The organism is Mesorhizobium sp. M1088, assembly GCF_040318575.1.
Taxonomy (GTDB): Bacteria; Pseudomonadota; Alphaproteobacteria; order Rhizobiales; family Rhizobiaceae; genus Mesorhizobium.
This window is the reverse complement of sequence record NZ_JAMYMO010000001.1, coordinates 271,573-288,051: the sequence shown is the minus strand read 5'-3', so window position 1 is coordinate 288,051 and position 16,479 is coordinate 271,573. Positions and strand designations below refer to the sequence as shown.

The 16,479-nt window shown below is 64.2% G+C and carries 13 protein-coding genes; 12 read left to right on the top strand and 1 reads right to left on the bottom strand.

The annotated features are described in order from the left end of the window. Positions 1-74: 74 nt before the first annotated feature. The 7 genes from NKH49_RS01490 to NKH49_RS01460 all read left to right on the top strand — a co-directional run bounded on the left by NKH49_RS01490 (position 75) and on the right by NKH49_RS01460 (position 9,908). Positions 75-347: a hypothetical protein gene (locus NKH49_RS01490; RefSeq protein ID WP_031211028.1), complete on the top strand. Its 273-nt coding sequence runs from the start codon at positions 75-77 to the stop codon at positions 345-347. Further along, positions 341-3,520, top strand: coding sequence for an efflux RND transporter permease subunit (locus NKH49_RS01485; RefSeq protein ID WP_352473392.1), 3,180 nt, complete (start codon positions 341-343; stop codon positions 3,518-3,520). Before NKH49_RS01490 ends, NKH49_RS01485 begins: the two co-directional genes overlap by 7 nt. 16 nt (positions 3,521-3,536) lie before the next feature. Beyond that, entirely contained in the window at positions 3,537-4,691 is a 1,155-nt protein-coding gene (locus NKH49_RS01480) for an efflux RND transporter periplasmic adaptor subunit (protein WP_352466107.1), read from the top strand. Positions 4,692-4,985: 294 nt separating this feature from the next. Next, on the top strand, positions 4,986-5,711 hold the full coding sequence (locus tag NKH49_RS01475; protein ID WP_352612325.1) for a GntR family transcriptional regulator: 726 nt from the start codon (positions 4,986-4,988) through the stop codon (positions 5,709-5,711). Positions 5,712-5,761: 50 nt separating this feature from the next. After that, complete coding sequence (locus NKH49_RS01470; protein WP_352612323.1) at positions 5,762-6,868, top strand: mandelate racemase/muconate lactonizing enzyme family protein; 1,107 nt, start codon at positions 5,762-5,764, stop codon at positions 6,866-6,868. A gap of 203 nt (positions 6,869-7,071) precedes the next feature. Further along, positions 7,072-8,394: an NAD(P)H-dependent oxidoreductase gene (locus tag NKH49_RS01465; RefSeq protein ID WP_352612322.1), complete on the top strand. Its 1,323-nt coding sequence runs from the start codon at positions 7,072-7,074 to the stop codon at positions 8,392-8,394. Positions 8,395-8,414: 20 nt separating this feature from the next. Next, positions 8,415-9,908: a xylulokinase gene (locus tag NKH49_RS01460; RefSeq protein WP_352540143.1), complete on the top strand. Its 1,494-nt coding sequence runs from the start codon at positions 8,415-8,417 to the stop codon at positions 9,906-9,908. On the opposite strand, the gene NKH49_RS01455 is transcribed toward NKH49_RS01460, so the two are convergent. Beyond that, the gene (locus NKH49_RS01455; protein WP_352473400.1) at positions 9,905-10,867 is read right to left on the bottom strand and encodes a sugar-binding transcriptional regulator; all 963 of its coding nucleotides are present in this window, start codon (positions 10,865-10,867) and stop codon (positions 9,905-9,907) included. The genes NKH49_RS01460 and NKH49_RS01455 overlap by 4 nt on opposite strands. A gap of 308 nt (positions 10,868-11,175) precedes the next feature. On the opposite strand from NKH49_RS01455, the gene NKH49_RS01450 reads away from it, so the two are divergent. From NKH49_RS01450 to NKH49_RS01430, 5 genes are all read left to right on the top strand, one after another. Next, on the top strand, positions 11,176-12,159 hold the full coding sequence (locus NKH49_RS01450) for an ABC transporter permease (RefSeq protein WP_502893735.1): 984 nt from the start codon (positions 11,176-11,178) through the stop codon (positions 12,157-12,159). Between the two features lie 150 nt (positions 12,160-12,309). Next, positions 12,310-13,248, top strand: a complete 939-nt coding sequence (locus NKH49_RS01445; protein ID WP_023674026.1) for a sugar ABC transporter substrate-binding protein — start codon at positions 12,310-12,312, stop codon at positions 13,246-13,248. 33 nt (positions 13,249-13,281) lie between these two features. Further along, positions 13,282-14,790: a sugar ABC transporter ATP-binding protein gene (locus tag NKH49_RS01440; protein WP_352540145.1), complete on the top strand. Its 1,509-nt coding sequence runs from the start codon at positions 13,282-13,284 to the stop codon at positions 14,788-14,790. Between the two features lie 125 nt (positions 14,791-14,915). Then, positions 14,916-15,680 carry an SDR family oxidoreductase gene (locus tag NKH49_RS01435; protein ID WP_352540146.1) on the top strand — a complete coding sequence of 255 codons (765 nt, stop codon included), beginning with the start codon at positions 14,916-14,918 and terminating at the stop codon, positions 15,678-15,680. Positions 15,681-15,688: 8 nt separating this feature from the next. After that, a complete protein-coding gene (locus NKH49_RS01430; protein WP_352473405.1) occupies positions 15,689-16,474 on the top strand; it encodes an SDR family oxidoreductase in 786 nt (261 codons plus the stop codon). Positions 16,475-16,479: the final 5 nt, after the last annotated feature.

Sequence of the window (16,479 nt, the reverse complement as noted above, 5' to 3'; positions counted from 1 at the left end):
GGCCTCGGCCGGCGAGCAAGAAAACACCCGATCCGCGGCTTGCCGCGGATCACCAAAAACCAGGAGCCGCTTCGATGTCGCAGCGCAATGATCTGACGATCGATGAAGTCGTGAGGGATCCGATGATCCGCATGCTGATGAAGGCCGACCGCGTCGACCCGCGGTCTTTCGAGGCGATGCTGCGTGCGCTGGCGGATGAGCAGGCCGAGCGCCGCAATGCGCCGCGCCGCCTTGAAGATTTCGGCTTTCTCGAAGATTCCGGCTCAACACGCAGCCGGCGGCTGTCCAGGGTAGCCAGGGCGTTTGGCCGGGCCAGAGCATCGGGCGAGGCTTGCATCTCATGGTAAACTTCTTCATTCATCGTCCGATCTTTGCGTCGGCGATCGCCATCATCATGGTGCTCGCCGGAGCGATCTGTTATTTCCTCCTGCCCGTCTCGCAGTTTCCCGACATCACGCCGCCCCAGGTCGTGGTCAGCGCCCATTACCCGGGCGCCAGCGCGCAGGTCGTCGCCGACACGGTGACGACGCCGCTCGAACAGCAGATCAACGGCGTCCAGGGGATGACCTATATGTCGTCGTCGAGCTCCAATGACGGCTCCTCGACGATCACCATCACCTTCGACGTCGGCTACGATCTGAGCACGGCGGCCGTCGACGTCCAGAACCGCGTTTCGCAGGCGGCTTCCTCGTTGCCGGCCATCGTCAACCAGGGCGGCGTGACGATCAAGAAGCAGAACCCGAACTTCGTCCTGATCGTCGACCTCACCTCGCCGGACGGTTCCGTCAACCCGGTCGCGCTGAGCAATCTCGCCTATCTGCAGGTGGTCGATCCGCTGAAGCGCCTGCCCGGCGTCGGCGACGTGCAGATCTTCGGCGAGCGGCGCTATTCGATGCGCATCTGGCTCGACCCCGACAAGCTCGCCAATCTCGGCATTACTGCCGTCGACGTGCAGAACGCCGTCGCCGAGCAGAACGTCCAGGTGGCGGCCGGCAAGATCGGGCAATCACCGGCTCCCGCCGGCACCGCCTTCGAGATGCAGGTCAACGCCGTCGGCAGGCTGAGCGATCCCAAGGAGTTCGGCGACATCGTCGTGCGGGCCAATACCGCCAACGGCTCGCTGGTCAGGCTGCGCGACGTTGCGCGCATCGAGCTCGGTGCGCTGCAATATTCGTCGTCGGCCTTCTTCGGCAAGGACCCGACGGTGGTGCTCGCGGTCTACCAGATGCCGGGCTCCAACGCGCTCGATCTGCAGCAGCGTGTCAAGGACAAGATGCAGGAGCTGTCGGCCCGTTTCCCGAAGGGCGTCAGCTACGCCATGCATTACGATACGACACGTTTCGTTTCGGCCTCAATGCACGACGTGCTGATCACGCTCGGCGAAGCGCTGGTCCTGGTCGTCGCCGTGGTGTTCATCTTCCTGCAAAGCTGGCGCACCACGATCATCCCGACGATCGCAATTCCGGTGTCGCTGGTGGCGACGCTGGCCGTCATGCATATGCTTGGCTTCTCACTGAACATGCTCAGCCTGCTCGGCATGGTGCTGGCGATCGGCCTCGTCGTCGACGACGCCATCGTCGTCGTCGAGAATGTCGAACGCCAACTTGAGGCCGGCCTCAAACCGCTGGCTGCCACGCGTACCGCGATGGCAGAGGTTACCGGCCCGATCATCGCCACGACCGCCGTGCTGATGGCTGTGTTCGTGCCGGTTGCCTTCATTCCCGGCGTGTCCGGCCGGCTCTACAACCAGTTCGCCCTGACTGTGGCGATCTCCTTCGGCATCTCGGCCTTCGTCTCGCTGACGCTTACCCCGTCGCTCAGCGCTGCCTTCCTGCGCCACCGGCCGGAAACACAGTTCGTGCTGTTCCGCTGGTTCAACATGGGCTTCGAACGGCTGGCGCATGCCTATGCGAATGGCGTACGCATTCTCATCCGCCTGCGCTGGATCATGCTCGGCGTATTCGCAGCCGGACTTGTCGCGACCTATTTCGTCTGGCAGCGCCTGCCCTCGACCTTCCTTCCGGTCGAGGACCAGGGCTATTTCTTCGTCGTCATCCAGCTCCCCGACGGGGCCTCGCTGGAACGCACCGACGCGGTGGCGCAAAAGGCACGCGACATCCTGCAGAACACGCCCGGCGTCGACATCGTCGGCTCGATCAGCGGCTTGAACTTCCTGACCAGCGCCGCGCAGTCGAACTCGGCGGTCGAATTCGCGATCCTGAAGCCATGGGACGAACGCGGCCCCGACCAGAGCGCCTCTAAGCTCGTCGCCGACGTGCGCAACAAGCTGCTGCAAATTCCGGAGGCTTTTGCGCTGAGTTTCGACCCGCCGTCGATCCCGGGCATCGGCACCACCGGTGGCTTCGAGTTCCAGGTCGAGGACCTGACCGGCCGCGGCAGCGTGGCGCTCAACGATGCGACGCAAGCCGTGATTGCCGAGGCGCGCAAGCAGCCCGAGCTCAACCCGCAGCAATTGTTCTCGTCGTTCTCGACCTCGACGCCGCAGTTCAACTACGATCTCGATCGCGCCAAGGCGAAGCTGCTCGGGCTCAACCTGCCGGACGTGTTCAATACGCTGCAGATCTATCTCGGCTCGCTCTATGTGAACGATTTCAACCTGTTCGGCCGCACCTTCCGGGTGACGATCCAGGCCGACAAGGATTCTCGTGCCGGTCCGGCCGACATATCGCGGCTCTATGTCCGCAATGCCTCGGGTGGGATGGTGCCGCTGAGCACGCTGGGCAAGCTTGTGCCGATCGTCGGCCCCGAGACCGTGCCGCATTACAACAACAATGCGTCGGCCCTGATCAATGGCGGCGCCGCGCCCGGCTTTTCGTCCGGCCAGGCGGTGGCGGCGATGGAACGTGCCGCTGCCACGGCGTTGCCGAGAGATTTCGGTTACGAATGGACCGGCATCACCTATCAGGAGCTCAAGGCGGGATCGATCGCATCCGTGGTCTTTGGTCTCGCGATCGTCTTCGTCTTCCTGATCCTCGCCGCGCAATATGAGAGCTGGGCGATGCCGTTCATGGTGCTGCTGGCGGTGCCGCTCGCACTTTTCGGTGCGTTCGTCGTGCTGTGGCTGCGTGGCATGCAGATCGATGTCTATTCGCAGATCGGCTTCGTCATGCTGATCGGACTGGCGGCCAAGAACGCGATTCTGATCGTCGAGTTTGCCCGGCGCCGGCGCGAAGAAGGCCTCAGCATCGTCGACGCCGCGATGGAAGCGGCGCGGCTTCGGCTGCGACCGATCCTGATGACCGCCTTCGCCTTCATCCTCGGCGTGCTGCCGCTGATGTTCGCTACAGGTGCAGGTGCCGCAAGCCGGCAGTCGATCGGCACCACCGTCTTTGGCGGCATGGTCGCGGCGACGATCCTGTCGCTGGTGTTCGTGCCGGTCTTCTATGCGGTGATCGAGCAGCTGCGCGAGCGCCGCAGCGAGAGCGAACCGGTTTCCGAAGCGACCGAACAACCAACTGCCGAACCCGCCTTCGAGCCATTGGCCGAAGCCGCCGAATAGGACTGGAGAATTGATCATGCGTAAATGGAAAATCGCGCTGGGAACGGCCGTCGCCCTTGGGGCGATTTCGGTGGCGAGCGTTCACCTGCTCGACATGGGCAGCCTCAGCCTCAACGCGGGCACAGCCGGGGCGGCGACACCCAAGCCGGAAGCCTTTGTCATGCCGGTGCCGGTGGTGAGCGTCGTCAAGAAGACGATCCCGATCTATCTCGACTACGCCGCCCGGGTGGAGCCGATCCGCAGCATCACGCTGCAGGCGCGCGTGCCGGGTTATCTGCAGGAGCAGGTCGCCACCGACGGCAGCGACGTGGCGAAGGGCGACCTTCTCTACAAGATCGCGCCGGAGGATTTTCAGGCTGCCCTCGAGCAGGCGAAGGCGCTTATCCAGCGCGACACGGCGACGCTCGACTATGCGCGCTCCAATCTCGGGCGCGGCAGCGAACTCGCCAAGAGCGGCTATCTCGCCAAGGACGTGTTCGACCAGCGCACCAGCACCTTGCGTGAGGCTCAGGCCTCGCTCGCCGTGAACCAGGCCGCCTTGCGGACCGCCGAGCTCAATTTGAGCTATACCGAAATCCGTGCCCCGTTCGCGGGACGCATCGGACGCAGCCAGGCTTCCGTTGGAACGCTGGTCAGCGTTGCCGGCACCGTGCTCAATTCGCTGGTGCAGCTCGATCCGATCTACGTCACCTTCAATCCGAGCGAAACGGACCTGACACAGATCGAGGAAGCCCGGGCCGCGGGACCGATCAGTGTCGACGTCCTGCTTCCCGGTGAAACGGAACCGCGCCAGAAGGGCGATCTTACCTTCATAGACAACACGATCGATCGCTCGACCGGCACGATCACGGCACGGGCGACGATCGGCAACGGCAAGTTCACGCTGCTGCCCGGCCAATATGTCCGCGTCCGGCTGCACGTCAAAGAGCAGCCCGATGCGCTGATGGTACCGCAGACGGCACTCGGCTCAGGCCAGCTCGGCAAATACCTCTATGTCGTCGGCAAGGACAACACGGTCGACCAGCGTATCGTTTCGCTCGGACCGACCAATGGCGATCAGGTCGCCATCTTGAGCGGTGTGGCCGAAGGCGACCGGGTGATTACCGGCAATCTGCAGAAGATCGGCCCGGGAATGCCGGTCTCGCCGCTGCCCGAGAAACCGGCCACCTGATAACCCCCATCAGGTCCGGTTCCGCGGCGCCCTCGGCTCCCACGCCAAGGGCGCCGTTTTGCTATGTTTCGTTCTACGCAATTCCTTGGGGAAAGCGCTACATACGCCGGCTTCGAGAAGCCGGTGTGATGTTCAGCGATGAAAGACGGGTCGGTTTTTGCGGCCGTGCGGCCTGACGGCCTTGCCGGCGCCGCAAGCCAGCCGGCCAAGCGGAAGTCAAGAAATCCACAACCCGCCTCTTGTTAGATTGTCGACAACCTGCTTGTCTTGCTTTCGGTTCCCTTGAGCAGCCGAATGGCAAAGCTGGATTTCAGTCCGATCGGCGATACGACACGCAGGGCCGAGATCGTGGGGCTGCTCCGGCAGGCGATCCTGACCGGCCAGCTGGAACCGGGACAGAAGCTCAACGAACTCAGGATTTCCGAGCAGATGCGGGTGAGCCGCGCGCCGCTGCGCGAGGCGATGCGCGAGCTGGTGCAGGAAGGCATCCTGACCAGCATCCCCTACGCCGGAACCTTCGTCATCAACGTCACCGCCAAGGACATCGACGATGCCTATTCGCTCAACAAGGTGCTCGACGAATTCGCCATCGCGCGGACCTGGCCGCTTCGCGACCAGCGCTTCTTCGACGAACTCGACCGGCGCCATGCGGCGGTGAAGCAGGCGACGCGCGACCTGGACACCACGCGGCAGATCGAAACAGCGCTGCAACTGCATGGCCTGATCCATGAATGGGCCGACAATTCGGTGCTCCTGGAAACCTGGCAGCGGCTGACTAGCCGGCTGCAGATGTATTTCGCCCTGCACCAGCGGGCGCGCAACGAGCCGGTGCCTGCCGAAGACGTCCACGGGACCTATGTGCGGCTGCTCAAGGGCACCGACATGCCCGCCGCCCAGCGCCACGCCAAGGACCATATCGACCTGGATTTCGAAGAACTGCTCGCCTATGCGCGCGGGCTGGAACAGCGCGGCTCAAAGGGCGCCGGCGCCGATCGTGCCGGCCGACCTGGAGGCGACTGAGCCCGACAAATTTGACGGACATCACGGAACACAGACAACGGACAGAACACGTGCAGATCAAAACCATCAAGGCCTACCGTGTCGTGCAGCCTTTTGTGGACGGGCCTTACCGGATGTCGAAGGGGCGCGTCGCCGATGCGTTCGACGCGGTGATCGTCGCCGTCACCGCCGATAGCGGGCTCACCGGCTGGGGCGAGATGGCGCCGCTTGGCAATTTCTATTCGCCTGCCTTCGCTGCGGGTACTCGCGCCGGTGTCGTCGAGATCGCGCCGCATCTCATTGGCCATGACCCACGCGGGCTTGCCAGTATCAACAGGCTGATGGACACGGTGTTCAAGGGCCATCCCTACGTCAAGTCGGCGCTCGACATGGCGTGCTCGGATCTTGCGGCGCGCGCCGCCGACGTGCCGCTGGTCACCCTGCTCGGCGGACGCGAGAGCGTGACGGCCGAACTCTACAAAGTCGTCACCCACGGCACGGTCGACGCGATGGCCGCACTCGCCAAGCGCATCGTCAAGGACGGCTTTCATCGGCTGCAGGTCAAGGTCGGCGGCAACGTCCATGACGACATCGAACGCGTCACAGCCGTTGCCGCCGCGGTGCCGAAGGGCACCGTCATCTTCTGCGACGCCAATGCCGGCTGGACCCCTTACCAGGCGCGCCAGTTCGTGGATGCGACGCGCACCATCGACTACACGTTCGAGCAGCCCTGCACGACGATCGACGAATGCCTGTCGGTGCGCCACTCGCTCGACAAGCCGATGGTGCTCGATGAATCCGTCGCCTCGCTTGATGATATGCTCGATATCCATCGCAAGGGCGCGGCCGACGGGCTGACGCTGAAGATATCACGCCTCGGCGGCGTCACCAAAACGCGCCAGATCCGCGACCTTGCCGTCGACCTCGGCTTCATGATCACGGTCGAGGACACTGGCGGCGCCGAGATCGACACATCGGCCATGGCGCATCTGTCGCTGTCGACGCCGGAGGAGCGCCGGCTGCACGCCATCGCCTTTCACGAATGGGTGACGGTGCGCACCGCATCCAACATGCCGCCGGTTTCGGGAAGCCGTATGGGCATTCCGGATGGGCCGGGCCTCGGCATCGATGTCGTTCCCGGCCTGCTTGGTGCGCCCTTCTTCGAAATCGGCAGCTGAGCTGCAACAAGGCTGCACCCAATCAAGCTGAATATGCCGCGTCCTTCTGACTGCCGTGCGGATTGACCGCTCATCCAATCGTCTTCGGCCGATTGCAGAGCGACAATGCCCAATTGCCGGTTGAAATATTTTTCATTTGCAAATAGAAATGTTCAAAACGTTGATTTGGACGCTGCGGCGCGTCAGGAACTGGAGGAAGCGACATGTCCCATCCGCAATTTGCAGCGGAACTTCTGCAGCGCGCTGAACAGCAGGGGCCGATCACCATCGGGCTTGCCGGCGCCGGACAGATGGGCACCGACATCGTCGTCCAGGTCGCGCTGATGCCGGGCATGCGGATCGGCGCCATTTCCGAAGTCAGGCCGCAGGCAGCGATCGACGCGGCGCTGCTCGCTGGCCATAACCGTTCCGACATCGTCCAGGCCGGCAATGCGGCCGCGATCGACCGCGCCATCGAGGCCGGCAAGATCGCGGTGACCGAAGATTTGCATGCGCTGGCGGCGGCCGACCGGATCGACGTCATCATCGACGCGACGGGCAATCCCAATATCGGCACGCTGTTCGCGCTGGAAGTGATGAAGAACGGCAAGCACATCGTCATGCTCAATGTCGAGGCCGATATCACCATCGGCCGCTTCCTCAAGGACGAAGCGCGTAAGGCCGGCGTCGTATATACCGGTGCGGCCGGCGACGAGCCGGCCTGCACACTGGAGATCATCGGCTTTGCCAAGAGCCTCGGCTTCAACATCATCGCCGCCGGCAAGGGCAAGAACAATCCGCTGAAGATCGACGCCATGCCGGCCGACTACGAGAAGGAGGCGGCCGAGCGCAACATGAATGCGCGCATGCTGGTCGAATTCGTCGACGGCTCGAAGACGGCGATCGAGATGGTGGCGATCGCCAATGCGACCGGGCTGGTGCCCGATGTGCCAGGAATGCACGGCCCGACCGCGACACTGGAGGAGCTCGCAAGCGTGCTTTGCCCACGCGAGGATGGCGGCGTGCTGCACCGCAAGGGCGTTGTCGATTACTCGATCGGCAAGGGTGTGGCGCCCGGCGTGTTCTGCATCATCGAGACCCGGCACCCGCGTGTGCTGGAGCGCATGATCGACCTCAAGGTCGGCAAGGGCCCCTATTTCACGATCTTCCGGCCCTATCATCTGACCAGCCTGGAAGTGCCGCTGTCGGCGGCGCGCGCCGTGGTCTACAAGCGGGCCGACATGGAGCCGCTCGACCATCCGGTCGCCGAGGCGGTGGCGGTTGCCAAGAGCGATCTTGGTGTGGGCCAATCTCTCGGCATGATCGGCGAGAACGACTATCGCGGCTTCGCCATGACCTGGGGGGATGCGCGCGCCCGCGGCGCCCTGCCGCTCGGCCTTGCCGAACGCGCCAAGGTGGTCAAGCCGCTCAAGACCGGCGACTTCCTGACCTATGAAAATTGTGTACCCGACGATTCGATGGTGATAACCCAGATCCGCCGCCGTCTCGACCAGTCGGACGGACGGTTCGTTACAAACGCAGCCTGACCCCGCCGGATCTCCGCCTGATGGACGATGTCGTAATCGGGATCGACGCCTCGACCACGGCCGTGAAGGCGATTGCCTTCACCCGCGCCGGCGAGGAGCTGTTCCAGGCGCGCGAGCCGTACCCGCTTTCAAATCCGAAGCCCGGCCATTTCGAGCAGGAGGCCGAACAGTGGTGGACGGCGCTGCTTGGCGCATTGAAGCAGGTCACCGAGGCGGTCGGCGCTGCGCGGGTGGCGGCGGTTTGCATCGCTCACCAGCGAGAGACCTTCACGCTGGTGGACAGCGCCGGCAAAGCACTCATGCCGGCAATCCTGTGGCTGGACGAACGCGCCCGGCCGCAAGTTATCAGGCTTTCGGCCGAACTCGGCCGCGAGGCGATCCGCGACTGGAGCGGCAAGCCGCCGGACCCGACGCCGGCGCTCTACGCCATTGCCTGGCTTGCCGAGCACCAGCCGCAAGTGCTTCGCCAGGCAGCGGCACTGGTCGACGTGCACGGTTTCTTCGTCCAGCGGCTGACCGGGCGATTGGTCACCAGCACCGCAAGTGCGGATCCGCTCGGGCTGCTCGACGTCGAGAAAGGTACCTGGCATCCCCGCCTCGTTGCGGCCGCCGGACTGCAGATGGAGCAATTGCCCGAGCTGGTCGCGCCAGGCGTGGTCTGCGGCAGTCTTTCCGCAAGCATAGCGCAGCTGACCGGCCTGAGGGCCGGCACGCCGGTCGTTGCCGGCGCTGGGGACGGCCAGGCGATGGGCCTCGGCATGGGCGTCTACGGCGAGGGCAAGAGCTATCTCTCGCTCGGCTCCGGCGTGGTCAGCGGCTGCTATTCCGGCAAGGTGAAAACCTCGGACGCGTTTCGCACGCTGGTTTCGCCGACCGGCTCCGGTTTCATGCTGGAGACCGTGCTGCGCTCGGGCATGCAGCTGGTCGACTGGATCGTGCGAACCACCGGTTCGCCCTCGGCGGCAGCGCTGGAGAAAGTGGCGCTGGATGTTGCCGCGGGCAGCGAGGGCCTGCTCATCATGCCCTATTGGGCCGGCGTCATGAGCCCGTATTGGGACGGTGCCGCGCGCGGCGCCATTGTCGGCCTGTCGCTCGATCACCGGCCGGAGCATCTCTTCCGCGCTGTCCTGGAAGGCATCGCCTTCGAGCAGGCCGTCGCCACCGAGGCCATGGAAGCCCAGGCCGGCGGACCGGCGGCGATGATTGCCGCCGGCGGCGGCACCAATTGCGCGCTGCTCATGCAGATCATGGCAAGCGTGCTCGAGCGGCCGCTCTCGGTTTCGCCGGTCAACGAAGCCGCCGCACTCGGCGCTGCCATGCTGGCGGCAGCGGCTGTCGGCTGGTTTGCCTCGCCGGAAGCCGCCGCGCAGGCAATGGCTGCCGCTCCCACCAGGCATGTCGATCCGGTCGACGGGCTTGTCGCCGCCTATCGCAGCCGCAAGGAAATCTACCGCGACCTTTATCAGGCGACGCGCGACATCCACACCCGCCTCAGCGCTCTCGGCGAAATCTAGCGGTTGAGCAGGCCCTTGGCCGCGTCTTCGTCGGTGATCAGAACCGATACCTTGGTGTTGGCGAGCGCAGCCCGCATTACCGCTACCTTCTCGCTGCCTCCCGACACCAGGATGATGCTCGGGATATCCGACAGATCCTGCAGCGGATAGGCGCAGACGCGGCGGTTGACCTCGTGGTCGACCGGGCGGCCCTCGGCGTCGATGAAATGACACAGAATATCGCCGACGGCACCGGCCGCCTGCAATTCCTCGAGTTCGCTTGGCTTGATGAAGCCGTAATTGGCGATCGGGCTGTCGTTGGAAAACGAGCCGACGCTGAGCACGGCGATGTTTGCCCGGCGTGCACGGAAGACGACGTCCTGAACGCTGCGCTGGCTCATGAAAGCGTCGCGCTGCTCCGGCCTGTCGGCATAGACCGGCACCGGCAGCAGGAAGCACTCCGCACCGATCTTTTCGGCGAAATCCCAGGCGCTTTCTGTCGGGTTAAGCGGCTGGGCATGGGTGAGGCCGCCAAGCATCGAAACCACCGTCGTCCTGGCGATGGGCCGCCGCGGCAATTCATTGATGGCAAATTTCAGTGTCCGCCCCCAGCCCAGTGCGATGACATCGCCGGCATTCACATGGTCGGCCAGGTAGGCGGCGGCGGCGTGGCCGATCATCAGCGGCGCGTTGCTTCGGTCTGCCGCCGACGGCACGACAACAGCCTGGCTGAGCCCGAACCGCTGCTTGAGGCTTTCCTCCAAAATCACGCATTCGACGACGCTGTCGCGGATGCGAAACTGGACGACACCCTCTTCGCGGGCGGCGGAGAGAATGCGATGCACTTTGATGCGGCCGACGCCGAGAATTTCGGAAATCCGCTCCTGTGTAAGACCCTCGACATAATAGTGCCAGGCGGCGCGGGCCTTGAGTTCGGCGTCGGGGAAGCGCGGGGCTCTTTCGTTCTCTACGATCGTCATCTGTTTGCCTTGCCGCAGCCGCCGGCTCTGCTCATGATATTCCAATCCGGCGACTTCGAAATGCCCAAGATTTCGGAGACCTTGCGTAAGGCAAACCGGCGGACAGCGCAAACCCGTCGTCGAATGAAGCGGCAGGCCTTGACAATTTTCCGACGAACAGTTTAGCTGAACAAAATTGCATGTTAAAGATAAATTGTTCACAGGGAGGGGCCTGGTGGACAAAGTGGCCCGGTGATGCAGCGCCGGATTGCTGTGGAGGAGACAAAGTGGCTGTGAGCAACGACGCAAGCAATTTAAAGGCAGGCGAGTTGAAGGCAGGCTCTGGCGCGCAGGCTACGGCGGGCGCAAGGTTTTCGGCTGTCTTTGCCGGAACCATGGGTCCGCTGATCGGGCTGGCGCTGCTGTGCCTGGCGCTCTCGCTGACCACCGACACCTTCCTGACCATCCGCAACATCCTAAACGTGCTCGACCAGGTCACCGTGCTCGGCATCATGGCGATCGGCATGACGCTGGTCATCCTGATCGGCGGCATCGACCTGTCCGTCGGCTCGGTGCTGGCGCTGGCTTCCATGGTGATGGGCTTCGTCGCCCATCCGGACTATCTCAATCTCGGCCTGCCCGCTGGCATCGCCGCGGCCCTCGTCGTCGCCGGTCTTTGCGGCCTGGTTTCGGGCCTGCTGGTGACGGTCACCAGGCTGCCGCCCTTCATCGCCACGTTGGCGATGATGTCGGTGGCGCGCGGCCTCGCCAACATGATCACCGACGGCTCGCAGATCGTCGGCTTTCCCGACTGGTTCACCAGCCTGTCGATAATCCGCCATTTCGGCTTCCTCTCGGTCACCGTCGGGCTGATGATCGTGCTTGCCGTCATTTTCGCGATCTTCCTGAATTATCGCGCTACCGGCCGTAGCCTGTACGCAATCGGCGGCAGCGCCGAAGTCGCCCGGCTGTCCGGCATACCAGTCAAGTCGCTGACAAACTGGGTCTATGCGATCTGCGCCGTGCTGGCCGGTCTCGCAGGCATCGTGCTTGCCGCCCGGCTCGACTCCGTCCAGCCGAGCTCCGGCCTTGGCTACGAACTCGACACCATCGCGGCGGTGGTGATCGGCGGCGCCAGCCTGTCGGGCGGCGTCGGTTCGATCGGCGGCACAGCCATCGGCGTCCTCATCATCGGCGTGCTGCGCAACGGGCTGAACCTGCTCGGTGTCTCGCCCTTCATCCAGCAAGTGGTTATCGGCGTGGTGATCGCACTGGCGGTGGCCACCGACACGTGGCGGCGCCGAGCACAATGAAGAATGGAGCACAATGAAGAATTGGGCTCAATGAGATTCGCCCCGATATTCGGGCGAAAACGGATCGGTGATCCGAAACTGGGAGTTGTTCGGCCAAGGGGCGCCGCGATGCGCGGGCAGGACAGATTGAACATCAACGGAGGAATAAACATGCTGACCAAACGTTCATTGCTGCTTGCCGCCGCGGCCGTCATCCCGCTGCTTGGCCTGTCCGACATGGCCTCGGCCAAGGAGGCCAAAAAGCTCGGCCTCGCCGTCGCCAATCTGCAGGCCGACTTCTTCAACCAGATCAAGCAGTCCGTCGAAGCCTACGGCAAGGAAAAGGGCATCGAGGTCGTTACCGTCGACGCCAAGGGCGATTCGGCGACCCAGGTCAGCCAGGTGCAGGACCTGATCACGCAGAACATCGATGCGCTGATCTATATTCCAGCCGGCGCCACCGCCGCCACCGTGCCGACCAAGACCGCCAAGGCTGCCGGCATCCCAGTCGTCAATGTCGACCGCAACGCCGACGGCGCGCCCGGCGATACCTTCATCGCAACCAACAGCGTGGCATCGGCCAAGGCGGTTTGCGACTACATCGCCAAGCAGGCCGGCGGCAAGGGCGAGCTGATCATCATCCACGGCCAGAAGGGCACGACGCCCGAAGTCGACCGCTCGAAGGGCTGCGGCGAAGCGCTGAAAGGCTATCCCGACATCAAGGTTGTCGGAGAATTGTGGAGCGAAGGCTGGCACCAGGACGAAGGTTTCAAGCTGACGCAGGATCTGTTGCAGTCGCACCCCGACGTGTCGATCGTCATCGGCCAGGCCGACGCGCTGGCGCTCGGTGCGGCGCAGGCCGTCAAGGTCGCCAATCCCGGCCACAAGGTCTGGGTTGCCGGCTTCGACGGCGACGTGGCGGCGCTCAAGGCACTGAAGGACGGCGTCTTCGACGTGACCGCGACGCAGCAGACCCAGGGCATGGGCCGGCTCGCCGTCGATGCAGCAATCAAGCTGGTGGCCGGCGAGACCATTCCCGCCGAACAGCTGCAGGATGCGACGCTGACCACCAAGGACAATGTCGAGCAGTTCATCGCCAAGCATCCCTGATTGAGACCAGTCCGGCAATCGACGAGCGCAACGATGTCCACCGATCCTCGCCACACGCACAGCCCCCATAACGGGCTCGTCGTCAGCGGCCTCTGCAAAAGCTACGGGCCGGTGCAGGTCCTGGCCGATGCGAGCTTCGAGGTGCAGCCGGGCGAGGTCGTGGCGCTGCTTGGCGAAAACGGCGCCGGCAAGTCGACTGTCTCGAACATCATCGCCGGGTCGACGAAACCCGATGCCGGCACCATCACCTGGCGGGGGAACGCTTATTCCCCCGCCAATCCTGCCGCGGCGATCGACGCCGGCATCGGCATGATCCACCAGGAGCTGAAGCTCTTGCCCGATCTGTCGGTCGCCGAAAACGTCTATGTCGGGCGCCTGCCGATGCGTGGCGGCCGCATCGACCGCGCGGCAATGAATGCACGGGCATCGGCCCAGTTGAAGCGCCTCGGCCTCGATGTCTCGCCGGAGCGCAAGGTGCGCACGCTGCGTATCGCCGCCCAGCAGCAGGTCGAGATCGCCAAGGCGCTGACGCTCAATGCCGAGCTGCTGATCTTCGACGAACCGACGGCAGCCCTTGGCGGCGAGGAAACGGAGCTCCTGTTCCAGCAGATCCGCAAGCTCAAGGCGGAAGGCATGTCCTTCATCTATATCAGCCACCGGCTGGACGAGATCGCCCAGATCGCCGATCGCGTGGTGGTGATGCGCGACGGGCGCATCGTCGCCCGGCACGAGCGCGCCGACATTCCGGTGCGCACTGTCGTCGAGCAAATGGTCGGCCGCAGCGTCGAGCGGATGTTCCCTACGGTATCGGCGCCGGGCAACGACACGCTGCTCGAGGTCGAGAACCTGTCCTCGCCGGAACGCAGCTTTCAAAATGTCAGCTTTTCAGTGCGGGCCGGCGAAATCCTCGGCATTGCCGGGCTGATCGGCGCCGGACGCACGGAGCTGGTGCGGGCGATCGCCGGTGCCGATCCGATCTCATCGGGATCGGTGCGCGTCGCCGGCAAGCCGGTGCATCTCCATGGCCCGGCGGCGGCGATCAAGGCCGGCGTCGTTCTGGTACCGGAAGACCGCAAGGCGCAAGGCGTGGTGCTCGACCAGACGATCGGCGAGAACCTGGCGATCGGCAATTTCGACCATGTCGCGCCGAATGGCTGGGTGTTCCCGAAGGCGGTGCAGAAATTCGCCGAGGCCGGCATTCGCCGGCTCGGCGTCAAGGGCCGGCCGAACCAGGCGGTCAGCAAGCTCTCCGGCGGCAACCAGCAGAAAGTGATCATCGCCAAATGGGTGTCGCGCCCGCCCAAGGTATTCATCCTGGACGAGCCGACGCGCGGCATCGACGTCGGTGCACGCGCCGCGATCTATGATGTCATCGCCGACCTTGCCCGCTCCGGCATGGCGGTGGTGGTGGTGAGCTCCGACCTCGAGGAAGTTCTCGGCCTGTCGCATCGCGTGCTGGTGCTGAGCCGCGGCCGGCAACGCGGCATTCTCGACCGCAGCGAAGCAAGCAATATCGCCGTGATGGAACTAGCCACGAGCTAGGACGCCCATCGAAACAAAGCGCAGCAGGTGGTATCCTCCCGGGCACCAGACCGCGCGGGGCGCCAGCAACAGAGTTGGCGCCCCTTTATTTCCGGAGGACGGCGGTTGGAGCAGAGGGACCGACGATGAAATTATTCGACCTTCATGGTGACGTGGCACTTGTGACAGGCGCCGGCAGCGGCATCGGGCAAGCAATCGCCATTGGGCTGGCCGAAGCCGGCGCCGACATAGCCTGCTTCGGCCACGCCTCGAAAGGCGGGCTGGAGGAGACCGCGCACCGGATCACGGCACTCGGCCGCAAGGCGCTGGTGCTGAACGGCACAGTAACTTCAGAGACCGATCTCGCGGCCGCGATAGAGCGTACGGAGATGGAACTCGGCGCGTTGACCATCGCCGTCAACAATGCCGGCGTCGCCGGAGCTGAGCCGGCAGAGACGCTGTCGCTGGAGGAATGGCAGAAGCTCTATGACGTCAATGTCAGCGGCGTGTTCCTGTCCTGCCAGGCCGAGGCCCGCGCCATGCTGACGCGGCGCAAGGGCTCGATCATCAACATCGCGTCGATGTCGGGCTCGATCGTCAATCGCGGCCTGACCCAGGCGCATTACAATTCGTCGAAGGCCGCGGTGATCCACATGTCGAAGAGCCTCGCCATGGAATGGGCCGATCGCGGCCTGCGCGTCAATGTCGTCAGCCCCGGCTACACGCTGACGCCGATGAACAAGCGGCCGGAGGTCGCCGACCAGGTCAGGATCTTTGAGCGCGACACGCCGATGGGCCGCATGGCGGCGCCGGAAGAGATGGTCGGCCCGACCGTGTTCCTGGCCAGCCGCGCCGCGAGTTTCGTCACCGGCATCGACCTGATCGTCGATGGCGGCTTTGTCTGCTGGTAGGAGAAAACATGCAGAAGCGATTCCTAGGAAAAACGGCGGTCATCACCGGCGCCAGCGGCGGCATTGGTGCGGCAATGGCCAGGCGCTTCGCGGCGGAAGGTGCCGCGGTCGTCGTCAGCGCTATCGACGCGCGCGTCGAAGAGGTCGCCGCCGATCTCAAGGCTATGGGCGCCAGGGTCGCATCGCTGCGCATGGACGTGACGAAGAAGGACGAAGTCATCGCCCTCTATGACCTGGCCGAGCAACAGTTCGGCCGCGTCGACATCTCCGTACAGAATGCCGGTGTCATCACAATCGCCAGGATAGAGGCTATGACCGAGGCCGAATGGGACAAGGTGATGGCGGTCAACACCAAGGGCGTGTTCCTGTGCTGCCAGGAGGCGATCGCGCGCATCCGCAAGCATGGCGATGGCGGCCGGCTGATCAACACCGCATCCGGCCAGGCGCGGCAGGGCTTTATCTACACGCCACATTATGCGGCGTCGAAATTCGGCGTCGTCGGCATCACCCAGAGCCTGGCCAAGGAAGTGGCGAAGGAGAAGATCACCGTCAACGCGATCTGCCCCGGGATCATCGACACCGATATGTGGGCCTATAACGACGCCGCATGGGGAAAGTTGATGGGCGAGTACAAGCCCGGCGAGCTGATGGCCGAATGGGTGAAGAACATCCCGATGGGCCGCGCCGGCAGCGGCGAGGACGTCTCCGGCCTGGTCAGCTTTCTCGCCAGCGACGATGCGGCCTACATCACCGGCCAGACCATCAATGTCGATGGCGGCCTGATCATGTCGTGAGAAAC

Coding starts and splice junctions, on each gene's coding strand:
- NKH49_RS01490 (WP_031211028.1), top strand. CDS start 75: ATGTCGCAGCGCAATGATCTGACGATCGATGAAGTCGTGAGGGATCCG.
- NKH49_RS01485 (WP_352473392.1), top strand. CDS start 341: ATGGTAAACTTCTTCATTCATCGTCCGATCTTTGCGTCGGCGATCGCC.
- NKH49_RS01480 (WP_352466107.1), top strand. CDS start 3,537: ATGCGTAAATGGAAAATCGCGCTGGGAACGGCCGTCGCCCTTGGGGCG.
- NKH49_RS01475 (WP_352612325.1), top strand. CDS start 4,986: ATGGCAAAGCTGGATTTCAGTCCGATCGGCGATACGACACGCAGGGCC.
- NKH49_RS01465 (WP_352612322.1), top strand. CDS start 7,072: ATGTCCCATCCGCAATTTGCAGCGGAACTTCTGCAGCGCGCTGAACAG.
- NKH49_RS01460 (WP_352540143.1), top strand. CDS start 8,415: ATGGACGATGTCGTAATCGGGATCGACGCCTCGACCACGGCCGTGAAG.
- NKH49_RS01455 (WP_352473400.1), bottom strand. CDS start 10,867: ATGACGATCGTAGAGAACGAAAGAGCCCCGCGCTTCCCCGACGCCGAA.
- NKH49_RS01445 (WP_023674026.1), top strand. CDS start 12,310: ATGCTGACCAAACGTTCATTGCTGCTTGCCGCCGCGGCCGTCATCCCG.
- NKH49_RS01440 (WP_352540145.1), top strand. CDS start 13,282: ATGTCCACCGATCCTCGCCACACGCACAGCCCCCATAACGGGCTCGTC.
- NKH49_RS01435 (WP_352540146.1), top strand. CDS start 14,916: ATGAAATTATTCGACCTTCATGGTGACGTGGCACTTGTGACAGGCGCC.
- NKH49_RS01430 (WP_352473405.1), top strand. CDS start 15,689: ATGCAGAAGCGATTCCTAGGAAAAACGGCGGTCATCACCGGCGCCAGC.